We start from the raw sequence: 12506 nt of genomic DNA, 5'->3' as shown, positions 1-12506 counted from the left end.
GAGGCCGACCGTGGCGATCGATCATCTGGACGGGCGGCTCATCGTGCTGCTGGCGCGTGAGCCCAGGATCGGGGTACTGGAGGCTTCGCGCAGGCTCGGCGTGGCGCGCGGGACCGTGCAGGCGCGCCTCGACCGCCTTCAATCGAATGGCGTCATTCGCGGATTCGGCCCGGACGTGGATCCGGCGGCCCTCGGCTACCCGGTCACCGCTTTCGCGACGCTGGAGATCAAACAGGGCCAAGGAGCGGACGTACGGGCGCACTTGGGCGGCGTACCGGAGGTACTTGAACTGCACACCACCACCGGGCAGGGCGACATGTTCTGCCGGCTCGTGGCCCGTTCCAACGCGGATCTTCAACGGGTGATCGACCTGGTTGTCGGGTTTGATGGCATTGTCCGGGCCTCCACGGCCATCGTCATGGAGAACCCCGTACCCCTGCGCATCATCCCGCTCGTCGAGCAGGCGGCGCGGGACACCGACTGAGCCGAGGAGTGCCGTGTGAGCTTCTGGGAGTATCTGGGCAATCGGCACCAGCAGCTGCTCACCGACGCGTTCCAGCACGTCAGCGCCGTGTTCCAGTGCATGGTCATCGCGACCGTGCTGGGCGTCCTGATCGGCGTCCTCAGCTATCGCAGCGGCTGGGGCGGCTCGCTGGCGATCACCTCGACGGCGGCGATCCTGACCATTCCGTCCCTGGCCGCGATCGGTCTGCTGATCCCGCTGGTCGGGCTCGGTGTGGCGCCGACCGTGATCACCCTGACGCTGTACGGGCTGCTGCCCATCGTCCGTAACTCCATCGTCGGTCTGCGCGGCGTCGATCCGGCGCTCGTGGACGCGGCGAAGGGCATCGGGATGTCGCGGATCGCCCGGCTCTGCAAGGTGGAACTGCCGCTCGCCTGGCCGCCGATCCTCACCGGCATCCGGGTCTCCACCCAGATGCTGATGGGCATCGCCGCCATCGCCGCGTACGCCTCGGGGCCGGGGCTCGGCAACGAGATCTTCCGCGGTATCGCCTCGCTGGGCAGTGCCAACGCGATCAATCAGGTGCTCGCGGGCACGCTCGGCATCGTCGTACTCGCCCTGCTCTTCGACGCCGCGTACGTACTGCTGGGGCGGCTCACCATCCCGAGGGGGATCCGTGTCTGAGACCGCGGCGGAAGCCGGACAGACGCCCGCCGTGAACGCCACCTCCGGTGCCACCATCCAGCTGGAGAACCTCACCAAGCTCTACCCGGGCAATCCGAACCCGGCCGTGGAAAACGTCTCGATGGACATCAAGGCCGGCGAGACCGTCATCCTCGTCGGCCCGTCCGGCTGCGGGAAGTCGACCACCCTGAAGATGATCAACCGGCTGATCGAGCCGACCTCCGGCCGCATCCGGATCGGCGACGAGGACGTCACCGACATGGACCCGGTGAAGCTGCGCCGGAAGATCGGGTACGCGATCCAGTCGTCCGGGCTCTTCCCGCACATGACGGTCGCGGAGAACATCGCCCTGGTCCCGAAGATGATCGGCTGGTCGAAGACGAAGGTGAAGGACCGGGTCGAGGAGATGCTCGACCTGGTCGGGCTCGACCCGCGCGAGTACCACGGCCGCTATCCGCGCGGCCTCTCCGGCGGTCAGCAGCAGCGGGTGGGCGTGGCGCGGGCGCTGGCCGCCGATCCGCCGGTGCTGCTGATGGACGAGCCGTTCGGCGCGGTCGACCCGATCACCCGCGACCACCTCCAGGACGAGCTGATCCGGCTCCAGCACGAGCTGCACAAGACGATCGTCTTCGTCACCCACGACTTCGACGAGGCCATCAAGCTGGGCGACCGGATCGCCGTGCTGCGCGAGCGCTCGCACATCGCGCAGTTCGACACCCCCGAGGCCATCCTGACCAACCCGACGGACGACTTCGTCTCGGGCTTCGTCGGGGCCGGTGCGGCGCTGAAGCGGCTCAACCTCACCCGGGTGCGGGACGTGGAGATCGCCGAGTTCCCGACGGTGACGGTCGACGACCCGCTCCAGTCGATCTTCAACAAGCTGCGCAGCGGCCCGCACAACGAGCTGCTGATGCTGGACCGCCGCAACCGCCCCTACAAGTGGCTGCGGCGCGGTGACCTGATGCGGGCCCGCGGTTCGCTGGCGCGGGCCGGGCAGCTGGTGCACGACACGGTGACCAGGGACGCGACGCTGCACGACGCGCTGGAGGCGGTGCTGATCGACAGCGGCGGGCGGGTCGCGGTGACCGGGCGGCGCGGCGAGTTCATCGGGGTCGTCGACATGCACACCCTGATGAACTCCGTGCACGAACTGCTGGAGGCCGACCGGCTCACCGCCATCGAGCACCAGCACGAGCTCCAGGAACTGCGCAGCCATCAGACCGTGCAGGAGCTGGAGGGCGGTGCGGACGTATGACTCCCAGCTCTCAGTCCGGCCGCCGCCCCACCGGTCCGGTCCCCTCGTCCGACCGGGACCGTCCGCCGGGCGAGCACGACGTCAAGGGCCATGCCTTCCGTGACGAGGAGGCTGAGCCCTCGCCTCCCCAGGCCCGGCCCGCCCGCCGGATCACCTGGCGCAAGCTGGTGATGATGCCGGCGGTACTCGCGGTGGTCCTGGTCATCACGTACGTGTGGATCAACAACATCCACCTCGACTCGATCGCGCGGAACTCGCTCGCGGGCGACACGGTTCAGCTGCGCTGGTGGCAGCACGTCAGGCTGACCGCCATCTCGACCTTCTGGGTGCTGATCATCGCCATTCCGCTGGGCATCGCGCTGACCCGGTCGGGGCTGCGCAAGGGCGCCCCGGTGGTCACGTCGATCGCCAACATCGGGCAGGCGACCCCGGCGATCGGTCTGCTGGCGCTGCTGGTGATCTGGCTGGGCATCGGCCCGTCGACCGCGATCACGGGCATGGTGATCTACGCGGTGCTGCCGGTGCTCTCCAACACGGTCGCCGGGCTCAAGGCGATCGAGCCGACCCTGGTGGAGGCCTCGCGCGGCATCGGGATGTCGGCGATGGGGACGCTCACCAAGGTCGAACTGCCGCTCGCGGTGCCGCTGATCCTGGCCGGGGTACGGACCGCGCTGGTGCTCAACGTGGGCACGGCGACCCTGGCCACGTTCGGGGGCGGCGGCGGGCTCGGGGACCTGATCACCTCGGGCATCCAGACCCAGCGGATGCCGGTGCTGGTGCTCGGTTCCGTACTGACGGTGGTGCTGGCGCTGCTGGTGGACTGGCTGGCCTCGCTGGTCGAGGTGGCGCTGACGCCGCGCGGACTGGAGGTGGGGTGATGGGCCCGGTGGGGAAGCGGACGAGGCGCGGGGCGCGGACCGGAATGCGGACCGGCGGGCGGCGGACCTGGCTCGTGGGCGCGGCGGCGCTGGCACTGGCGCTCTCCGGGTGCGGCCTGAAGAGCGGATCGCCGATGGTCGACGACGTGACGCCGGGGTCCGTGGGGAAGGGCGAGCCGCTGAAGGGCGCCTCGCTGACCGTCACCTCGAAGAACTTCAGCGAGAACATCATCCTGGGCCAGATGATCGGCCTGATCTTCAAGGCCGCCGGGGCCGAGGTGCTCGACCGGACGAACCTGCCCGGTTCGATCAGCGCACGCGAGGCGATCATCCAGGGCAACGCCGATGCGATGTACGAGTACACGGGAACCGCCTGGATCACGTATCTGGGCCATTCGAAGCCGATCACCAACCCGCTGAAACAGTGGGAGGCGGTGCGCGACGCGGACCGGAAGAACGGGGTGACATGGCTGCCGCAGTCCACCCTCAACAACACGTACGCGCTCGCCATCAGCAAGAAGAACAACGCGAAGTACCACCTGAAGACGCTCTCCGACGTCGCCGCGCTGTCGAAGAAGAACCCCTCGGCGGTGACGATCTGCGTGGAGAACGAGTTCGCCTCCCGCAACGACGGGCTGCCGGGCATGGAGAAGGCGTACGGGATGTCCGTCCCGGCCGGCAACATCAAGAAGATGGACGCCGGGATCGTCTACACCCAGGTCTCCAAGTCCAACTCCTGCCTGCTGGGTGAGGTGTTCACCACCGACGGCCGGATCAAGGCGATGAAGCTCGACGTGCTGACGGACAACAAGCACTTCTTCCCCAACTACAACGCGGCGCCCGTCATCCACACCCCGACCTTCGACAAGTACCCCGTGATCGCCTCCCTGTTGGACCCGCTCAGCGCGCGACTGACCACGGAGGTCGCGCAGGAACTGAACGCCAAGGTGGACGTCGACGGGGACGACCCGCACCAGGTGGCGAAGGACTGGCTGGTGGCTGAGGGGTTCATCAAGGTGGGGTGAGGGGGCGGGGGGCTGGGGTGGCGGAGCCCGCCTTCTCACCTCAGCCGGGCGGAGCCGCCCGAGTTACAAAGAAAGTGATGCAAAGGATCTGTTGCAAAGCTTCCTTTGTAACTCTATGGTTGAGACATGACAGAGAACGAGACCGGTCAGGACGGCGTCCCGGACGGCACCCCGACCATGCACACGGTGGACGCCCGCTCCCTGCGCGGGCTGGCCCACCCCCTGCGGATGCGGCTGCTGACCGCCCTCCGGGAGTTCGGCCCGGCCACCGCGTCCGGTCTCGCGGACCGGCTCGGCGAGTCCAGCGGTGCCACCAGCTACCACCTGCGGCAGCTCGCCTCGTACGGCTTCGTGGAGGACGACCCGGAGCGCGGCAAGGGTCGCGAGCGGTGGTGGCGGGCCGTCCACGGAGGTATGGCGTTCCACCACAGCGCGGACTTCCTCCACGACCCGGACCCGGAGATCCGCGGCGCCATGGGAGTCGTCCTGCACGAGAGCGCCACCCGGCACGCCCAGGAGCTGAACACCTGGCTCGGCACCATGCACGAATGGCCCAAGGAGTGGGTGGGCTCCTCCGACCTCAGCGACTTCAAGATGCGCCTCACGCCCGAACTCGCCCTGGAAATGGCGGAGAAGGTCCACGAGCTCGTCGAGAGCTACTGGGGCCGGGTCCCGGAGGGCACCGAGGGCTCCGCCCTGGTCCGCACCCACCTGCACGTCTTCCCGCGCCCCACCGACTGACCGGCCGGCTCACCGACCGCCCGGCTCACTGACTGACTCACCAACTTCACCGACTTCACCGACTGAAGGGACCACCACGCCATGCATCCCGAGACGCACCTTCAGCTTCACAACCTCCGCTCCACCGAACTGCGGCGCCACGCCGACGACTTCCGCCTCGCCCACCCCCGTACGGCCACCCGCGCCCCGCGCACGGGCATGCGGACCCGGCTGGGCTGGACCATGGTCGAGCTGGGCCTGCGGGTGCTCCCGGACCGGTCCGCCGCGCCGTCCGGCGCCCCTCGTACGGCCTAGTCCGTGGGCGGGGGGAAAAGCACGCCGGACCGGGTACCGCTCGTAGCCGTACTGGCCGCCAACTCCATATCCACAGCAGGTACTTCACTCACCCTCATCGGCGTTCCGTGGTTCGTCCTCGAAACCACCGGCAGCGCCGGCCGGGCCGGGTTCGTCGCCTTCTGCGCGACCCTCCCCATCGTCGTCTCCGCCCTGATCGGCGGGCCCTTCATCGACCGGATCGGCCGCCGCCGGGTCTCCGTCGCCTCCGACACGGTGTGCGGACTCGCCGTCGCCGCAGTCCCGTTGCTCCACTACGGCGACGCACTCGACTTCTGGATGCTCTGCGTCCTGATGGCCGTCAACGGCCTGTTCCACACGCCCGGCAACACCGCGCGCTACGTCCTGGTCCCCGACCTCGCCGAACACGCCGGCACCACCCTCCCCCGCGCCGCCAGCCTCTTCGACGCGGTCTCGCGCGGGGCCAGGATGGTCGGCGCGGCGCTGGCCGGGGTACTGATCGCGCTGGTCGGCGCGGAGACCGTGCTGCTGCTGGACGCGGCGACCTTCCTCACCTCCGCCGCGCTCATCGCGGCAGGCCTGCGGGGCGTCCGCGCGGCCGAGCCCCTCAAGGCCGAGGCACCCGTATCCCTGCCCACCTACAAGCGTGAACTACGCGAGGGATACGCCTACTTGCTCGGCAACCGGCTGCTGCTGGGCGTCGTCGTGATGGTGCTGTTCATGAACGGCACCGACCAGGGCTGGAACGCCGTGCTGCTGCCGGTGCACGCGTCGGCCGAGCTGGGCGGGGCGCGGGATCTCGGGCTGCTCACCGCACTGTTCGGCGCGGGTGGCCTGACCGGGGCACTGCTGTACGGGGCGGTGGGGCACCGCTACTCGCGGCGGGCCGTGTTCAGCGTCTGCGTGATCCTGTGCGGGGCGCCGAGGTTCCTGGTCGCGGCGCTGACCGGGACGACGCTGCCGCTGGCCGTGACGATGGTGCTGAGCGGGGTCGCGGGCGGCGTCCTGAACCCGATCCTGGCGACCGTGATCTACGGAAGCGTCCCCGACGCGCTGCGCAGCCGGGTCTCCGGAGCGCTCACCGCCGGGTGCGAGCTGGCCATGCCGGTGGGCGGGCTGGCGGCCGGGCTGCTGGTGGAGAGCGCCGGCGCCTCGGGGGCGCTGCTGGCGATGGGCGGGGTGTACCTGCTCGCGACGCTGAGCCCGCTGGTCTTCCCGGCCTGGCGCACGATGGACGACGAGCCGGGCGCCGGTCCGGCTGGAGCCTCGGGCCCTGTGGAGCGGCCCGTCAGCAGTTCGGGACCTTGCCCCCGTGATCCAGCGCCCGCAGCGAGGAGACCGCGCCCTTCAGGGTCGTGACCGGGATCAGCCGGAGCCCGTCGGGAAGCTCGGCGTGCGCCTCCTTGCACTCGGCCTTCGGTACGAGGAAGACGCTCGCCCCGTCCCGGCGGGCCGCCTGCGTCTTGAGCGAGACGCCGCCGACCGCGCCGACCTTTCCGTCCGCCTGGATGGTGCCGGTGCCGGCGATGGTACGGCCGCCGGTGAGGTCGCCCCCGGAGCCGTCGCCGTCGAGCTTGTCGACGATGCCGAGCGCGAAGAACAGGCCCGCACTGGGGCCGCCCACGTCGGCGAGGTGCAGGGTGACATCGACCGAGCCGGGCTTCTTGCCGAGATAGTTCAGGGCGGCGTCCACCGCCGAGTCCTGCGACTGCACCATGTCGTCAAGGTTGTGCTTCTCGATCTCCTTCTCGGAGCCGCCGGTCGGGTAGACGGAGTCGCGGGGCATGACCGCCTGGTCCGTACGGAACCAGCTGTCGATCACGTCACCGATCCCGACATCTGCGTCGGGCCCGGTCGCCACGATCGTCGTCATCCGCAGCTGGCCCTTGGTGGGCCGGGTGGGGGTGCCCTTGATGGTGATCACCGGTGTGCCGTGGTCGTCCCCGAGCACGTTCGCCGTCGTACCGGGCTGCGCCAGCGTGAACGGCAACGGCGCGAAGGCGGCCACACCGAAGAGGGCGAGCACGGGCAGGGCGCAGAGGGCGAGGGTGCGGGGGCGCGAGAGACGTGTGAGCACCCGCCCAATCTAACCGGGGTTCCTCGGTGCGGGGTTCCTGGGCTCGGGGTTCCGTCCTCAATCGCCGGACGGGCTTGAGGACAAGAACCCGCACCCCGGAACCCCGCACCCCGCGCTAGCGCAGCGCGTCCGCGACCTCGCGGGCCGCGTCCACGACCCGGGGGCCGACCCGTTCCGGGACCGCGTCCGCGAGCATCACCACGCCCACGCTTCCCTCGACCCCCGTCACCCCCATCAGCGCGGCCGCCGCGCCGCTCGCCCCGGCTTCGAGCTCGCCGTGGGTGAGGGTGAACGCGGTCTCGCCCACCGGCTTCTGCCGTGCGGCGAGGATCGCCCGGCCCGCGGCACCCCGGTCGAGCGGGTGGCGGAAGCCGGCCCGGTACGCCACGTGGTAGTCGGTCCAGGTCGGTTCGACGACCGCGACCGCCAGCGCGTCCGTGCCGTCGACGAGCGTGAGGTGGGCCGTGGCGCCTATGTCCTCGGCCAGGGAGCGCAGCGCGGGCAGCGCGGCCTCCCGGACGAGGGGATGCACCTGTCGGCCCAGGCGCAGCACGCCCAGGCCGACTCTGGCCCGGCCGCCCAAGTCACGTCTGATCAGGGTGTGTTGTTCCAGGGTTGCGAGCAGACGGTAGACCACCGTGCGGTTGACGCCGAGTTTGTTGGACAACTCGGTGACCGTCAGTCCGTGGTCGGTGTCGGCAAGCAGCTTGAGGACACGCAGTCCTCGGTCGAGCGTCTGCGAGGTCTCCGCGGTCACGACGCCCTCTCCTCTTTGGTGAGCGGCAGCGGCTGGTTCCCACGGATTGTGCGTCACCGGTCCCAGCGGCGACGCACGGAGAGGCCGCCGGCCTGGCCAAGGCACCGGCTGCGCTCCGCGGCGGCGTTGCCACGGGGCGTTCACATTTTGGGACAGTAGCGAGCCAGTCCGCTCAGCGGAAGACCTCGTCCAGAATCCGGGCGCTTCCGGAAAAGCGTTTGTGCCGGACGAGCATAAGTGCCGGTCAGCGGGGCGTCGGCCGAATGGCGCACATCTACGCGCGTCCATGTCGGCCGACTCCCTCGCGACGCTCCGTACACCGGAGGTGAACCGGCGTTAACTCACCGTGAACAATTGCTGAACAGTTTTACCGTTCACCAGTACTTCGCAGGCCCGGATCGACTTCGTCGCCGGGTCCCGGACGGTGAAGTTGAGGGCGAAGGTGCCGTCGAGCCCGATGATCCGGGTGACGTAGGAGTCGGCGGTCTGCTTCCCGTCCGCGGTGCGTCCGGTCACGGAGACCGTGGCGACGGGCGCGAAGCCGCGGCCGGTCACCTGGACCACCGTGCCGACCGGCCCTTCGGGCGGCGAGAGCGCGAAGGACGCCCCGGCCGGGGCTGTGCCGTCCTGAACGGTGAAGGCGGCCGTCTCGGTGCGCGGGTTGACGAGGACCTCCCGGACCCGGATCGCGACGGTGTCGGCCGCGTTGACGGTGAAGGTCTGCGAGAACGCCCCGTCGAGGCCGACCACCTTGGTCCGTACCGAATCGGAGGTCTGTGAGCCGTCCGCCCGCAGCCCGACGATCGACACGGTCGCCACCTTCGCGAAGCCCTGTCCGAGAACGGTGACCGCGGTGCCCTTCGGCCCGGCCGCCGGGGTGAGGACGACGAAGGTCGGGGAGACCGTCAGCTGGGTGAGTGCCTCTGAGCCGCCCGCGGTGACGCGGAGCGCGTACACGTCGCGCGGGGTGGCTCCGGCGACGGTGACCGTACCCGTGAGGGTGCCGTCGGCAGTGATCTTGAGGGTGGAGCCGCTGACGCGGGCCGCGTCGCAGCCGCTGCCGTCGGCGGCGCACAGCGCGGCGGCCGGGGTGACGCCGGACGGCCAGCCCTCACCGGAGACGCCGATGGTCCCGCCCGGTTTGACCTTGGCCGTGCCCGCCGAGAGTGTCGCGGTGGCCTCGGTCACGGTGAACGGGGTGGTCAGTACGGTCGCCGGGTCATTGCCCTCGTCGACCTGGATCGCGGCGATCGCCGGGTCCGAGACGGTGAGCTCGACGCTGAACTTCCCGTCCGACCCGCTCTTCACGTAGACGGCGGTGTCGTCGAGGGTCGCCCCGCTCGCGTCGAGGGCGACGGTGTTGATCCACCGGTCCTGGAGGTAGTTGCTCCCGGTGACGGTGATGACGCTGCCGACCGGCCCGCTGCCGCGGGACAGCGCGATCGCGCGGGGCCCGTCGGGAACGAAGGCCCGGACGGTCAGGGGCGCGGTCGCCTCCTTCGCACCGTCGCCGACCTTCAGGAGGTACGAGCCGTCCGGCACGGCGCCCGCCTCGGCGAGCACCGCGTTGCCGGTCAGCTGCCCGGAGCCGTCGATCGCGAGGGTGGAGCCGGCGAACTTGGCGGGGTCGCAGCCGCCGCCGTCCGCCGCGCAGAGCGACGGTACGGGACTGGCGGACGGTGTCCACCGGCTGCCCGCCAGGGTGAGCGCGGTGGACGGCCGCACCGGGGTGGTGGGGGCGATCAGCGTGGGCGGCTGCCCGGCGCTGCCCTCCGCGGTGACGGTGCCGATGGACCCGCCGCCGGCGGTCACGACGCACGGTGTCTCGTAGTTGGAGCCGAGCACCTTCGTACGGGTCAGATTGCGCAGCGGGGTGAAGGAGATCGGCCCGCTCGCGTCGGCGGGCACGAGGAAGTCCCCTTCGTACGGCGGGATCTCGATCGGCTTCCCGGACGGGACGTCGAGGGAGACCTGAGGTCCGGTGACGGTCACCGTGCCGGTGGCGCCGCCGGACATCGCGAGGTCGAGGCTCGGGGTGGTGGGCACGTCGCTGAGGCTGAGCCCGCTGGTGGCGGGGGACGGGCCGAGCGTCACCTTCGCGTGGACCTTGCCGCCCGGGTCGACGACGTCGGGCGTGAGTTCGACCTTCATCTCCTGCGGCCCGGTCGCCTCGCCCTGGCCGGCCGGCAGGGTGCAGTGGACGGTCGGGGTGACCGTACCGGCGTGGGCGAGGGGTGCCAGGGCGGCGGATCCGCCGGTCCAGACGAGCAGGGTCGTGGCGCCCAGGGCGACGGCCCGGCGTAGTGCCGAGCCACCCGGCCCTCTCGGGCCGGCGGGTCTGCGATGCGCGAACATACGGCTCCTCCAAAGGAAGCGGAATGTGAATGATCCGAATACGAATGATCCGAACGCGGGTGATCCGAACGCGGACGGCCCGAACTCGGACGGTCCGAAAGCGGAATACGAAACGCCCGTCCGCTCCATTGCCGTATGGAGCAGACGGGCGTCCGGAAGGGCTTGTCCCGGCGACCCCGTTACAGCAGGGTCAGGGTCAGGGTGGCGCTGTAATCTCCGGGCCGGGTGAATTCGGGAACCGTGAGCGTGAGACCGGCATCGGCGTCGAATCGGCCACCGGTGAACGGACGTGATCCGTCCGGATCCATCCGGCAGAGGCTCGCCGCCTCGCTCCCGAGCGCGGCGGGCGATCCGGCGACCGGCGCCCCCGTGCTCCCGGACTGCGCGGTGCAGGCCGGTGTCCACCGCACGGCGTCGGCCGCGATGGTGTTCCCGTCGGCGCTTGTGAAGCCGGTGAGGGTGGCGGTCAGCGACCATCCGCTGTTGACGCCGCGGGCGTCCTCCACCTCGACCCGGTTGAGCCGGGCCTTCTGCACACCGGTGTCCGTGCCGAGCACCGTGGTGCCGAAGTCGACGGTGTCACCGGCCTGGGTCATGGACAGCGTCCCGGCCCTGACCTCGGTGGTCAGCCGCTGTTCGCTCTCGCCGCCGCCCCCGCCGCCGCCCTCGGTGGTGACGGTGAACGGCGTCGTGCGTACGGTCGCCGGGTCGTTGCCCTCGTCGGCCTGGACGGCGACGACCGCATCGGAGATGACGGTGAACTCGACGGCGAAGGTGCCGTCCGTGGCGCTCTTGACGTAGACCGCGCTGTCGTCGAGCCCGTTGCCCGCGGCGTCGAGGCCGATGATGTTGATCCAGCGGTCGGGGTTGTAGTTCCGCCCGCTGACGGTGACCACGCTGCCGACCGGCCCGCTGTCCGCGGACAGCGATATCTCCCGGTTGCCGGCGGCGACGGCCTTGACGGTGAGGGGTGCGGTCGCCTCCTTCGTGCCGTCGTTGACCTTCACCTCGTAACTGCCGTCGGGCACCGCCCCGGCCTCGCCGAGGGTCGCGGTGCCGGTGAGCGTGCCGTAGGAGTCGATCCTCAGGGTGTGCGAGGCGAACTTCAGCGGATCGCAGCCGCCACCGCCCACCGCGCAGAGCGACGGTACGGGGGCTGCGTCCGGTGTCCACTGCGAACCGCGCAGCTTGACCGCGGTGTTCGGGCGCACCGGATCGGCGGGGGCGGTCAGGGTGGCGGGCTCGGAAGCGGAACCCTCCGCCGTGACGGTGCCGACGCTGCCCACGTCGCCGACGACGTCGCACGGTGTCTCGAAGACCGATCCGAGCACCTTGGTCTGGGTCAGGGTGCGGACCGGAGCGAGTGAGATCTCACCGGAGGCGTCCGCCGGAACCAGGAAGTCGCCCTCGTACGCGGGGATCTCGATGGGCTCCCCGGCCGGGACGTCCATGGTGAACTCGGCGCCCCGCACGGTGACGGTGCCGGTGGCCCCGCCGGACATCGCGAGGTCGAGGCTGGGGATGGTCGGCACGTCGTCCAGGGCGATGGCGCTGGTGGCGGGGGACGCCCCGAGCGTCACCTCGGCGTGCACCTTGCCGCCCGGGGCGACGACCGCGGGCGACAGCACGACGGTCATCTCCTGCGGCCCGGTCGCCTCTCCCTGGCCCGCGGGCAGGGTGCAGTGGACGGTCGGGGCGACCGTGCCGGCCGCGGCCGCCGTGGCGTGGTAGGGCGGAAGCGGCGCGGCGGCCCCGACACAGCCCAGCGACAGCACGAAGCAGGCTGCGAGCAGACCGGTCACCCCGGATCTTCGACGTCGGATCACCTGACACCCTTTCATGGCCCATTGATTGCGCATATTGAGGAGGTCACGTGCAGAGAAGTCAAGAGAGACCGAATTGATCCTTTCGGAAATGCCCGAAAAGCATTTCAGCACGCGTTTCCTGCGCATCTGTTGACATCTTCGAAGATCACCG

Annotated in this window: 12 protein-coding genes; 8 read left to right on the top strand and 4 right to left on the bottom strand. The window is 70.4% G+C overall.

Going from position 1 to position 12506, the window contains the following annotated elements; all coding sequences use genetic code 11:
- The first annotated feature begins 10 nt into the window (after nucleotides 1–10).
- From ACZ6S6_RS11535 to ACZ6S6_RS11500, 8 genes are all read left to right on the top strand, one after another.
- Entirely contained in the window at nucleotides 11–484 is a 474-nt protein-coding gene (locus tag ACZ6S6_RS11535; RefSeq protein WP_362966574.1) for an Lrp/AsnC family transcriptional regulator, read from the top strand.
- A 15-nt stretch (nucleotides 485–499) separates the two neighbouring features.
- Nucleotides 500–1147, top strand: a complete 648-nt coding sequence (locus ACZ6S6_RS11530; protein ID WP_362966572.1) for an ABC transporter permease — start codon at nucleotides 500–502, stop codon at nucleotides 1145–1147.
- Nucleotides 1140–2402 (top strand): ABC transporter ATP-binding protein, encoded by a 1263-nt coding sequence (locus ACZ6S6_RS11525; protein ID WP_362966570.1) that lies wholly within the window; start codon nucleotides 1140–1142, stop codon nucleotides 2400–2402. Before ACZ6S6_RS11530 ends, ACZ6S6_RS11525 begins: the two co-directional genes overlap by 8 nt.
- Complete coding sequence (locus ACZ6S6_RS11520; RefSeq protein WP_362966569.1) at nucleotides 2399–3280, top strand: ABC transporter permease; 882 nt, start codon at nucleotides 2399–2401, stop codon at nucleotides 3278–3280. The genes ACZ6S6_RS11525 and ACZ6S6_RS11520 overlap by 4 nt, the downstream gene beginning before the upstream one ends.
- Before the next feature lie 44 nt (nucleotides 3281–3324).
- Nucleotides 3325–4305, top strand: a complete 981-nt coding sequence (locus ACZ6S6_RS11515; RefSeq protein WP_469705588.1) for a glycine betaine ABC transporter substrate-binding protein — start codon at nucleotides 3325–3327, stop codon at nucleotides 4303–4305.
- A 126-nt stretch (nucleotides 4306–4431) separates the two neighbouring features.
- Entirely contained in the window at nucleotides 4432–5046 is a 615-nt protein-coding gene (locus ACZ6S6_RS11510) for an ArsR/SmtB family transcription factor (RefSeq protein ID WP_469705109.1), read from the top strand.
- A gap of 81 nt (nucleotides 5047–5127) precedes the next feature.
- On the top strand, nucleotides 5128–5340 hold the full coding sequence (locus ACZ6S6_RS11505; protein WP_362966563.1) for a hypothetical protein: 213 nt from the start codon (nucleotides 5128–5130) through the stop codon (nucleotides 5338–5340).
- A gap of 3 nt (nucleotides 5341–5343) precedes the next feature.
- Entirely contained in the window at nucleotides 5344–6699 is a 1356-nt protein-coding gene (locus tag ACZ6S6_RS11500) for an MFS transporter (RefSeq protein ID WP_469705107.1), read from the top strand.
- On the opposite strand, the gene ACZ6S6_RS11495 is transcribed toward ACZ6S6_RS11500, so the two are convergent.
- From ACZ6S6_RS11495 to ACZ6S6_RS11480, 4 genes are all read right to left on the bottom strand, one after another.
- On the bottom strand, nucleotides 6629–7417 hold the full coding sequence (locus ACZ6S6_RS11495; RefSeq protein WP_362966559.1) for a S16 family serine protease: 789 nt from the start codon (nucleotides 7415–7417) through the stop codon (nucleotides 6629–6631). The two genes, ACZ6S6_RS11500 and ACZ6S6_RS11495, sit on opposite strands and share 71 nt — an antisense overlap.
- Before the next feature lie 115 nt (nucleotides 7418–7532).
- The gene (locus tag ACZ6S6_RS11490; protein ID WP_024489166.1) at nucleotides 7533–8174 is read right to left on the bottom strand and encodes an IclR family transcriptional regulator; all 642 of its coding nucleotides are present in this window, start codon (nucleotides 8172–8174) and stop codon (nucleotides 7533–7535) included.
- A 336-nt stretch (nucleotides 8175–8510) separates the two neighbouring features.
- Complete coding sequence (locus tag ACZ6S6_RS11485; RefSeq protein WP_362961309.1) at nucleotides 8511–10529, bottom strand: hypothetical protein; 2019 nt, start codon at nucleotides 10527–10529, stop codon at nucleotides 8511–8513.
- A 179-nt stretch (nucleotides 10530–10708) separates the two neighbouring features.
- Entirely contained in the window at nucleotides 10709–12331 is a 1623-nt protein-coding gene (locus ACZ6S6_RS11480; RefSeq protein WP_469705104.1) for a WxL domain-containing protein, read from the bottom strand.
- Between the last annotated feature and the right edge of the window lie 175 nt (nucleotides 12332–12506).

This window comes from Streptomyces sp. NPDC048671 (assembly GCF_055587045.1).
This window is presented reverse-complemented; position numbering and strand designations above follow the sequence as displayed.

Coding starts and splice junctions, on each gene's coding strand:
- ACZ6S6_RS11520 (WP_362966569.1), top strand. CDS start 2,399: ATGACTCCCAGCTCTCAGTCCGGCCGCCGCCCCACCGGTCCGGTCCCC.
- ACZ6S6_RS11515 (WP_469705588.1), top strand. CDS start 3,325: ATGCGGACCGGCGGGCGGCGGACCTGGCTCGTGGGCGCGGCGGCGCTG.
- ACZ6S6_RS11510 (WP_469705109.1), top strand. CDS start 4,432: ATGACAGAGAACGAGACCGGTCAGGACGGCGTCCCGGACGGCACCCCG.
- ACZ6S6_RS11505 (WP_362966563.1), top strand. CDS start 5,128: ATGCATCCCGAGACGCACCTTCAGCTTCACAACCTCCGCTCCACCGAA.
- ACZ6S6_RS11485 (WP_362961309.1), bottom strand. CDS start 10,529: ATGTTCGCGCATCGCAGACCCGCCGGCCCGAGAGGGCCGGGTGGCTCG.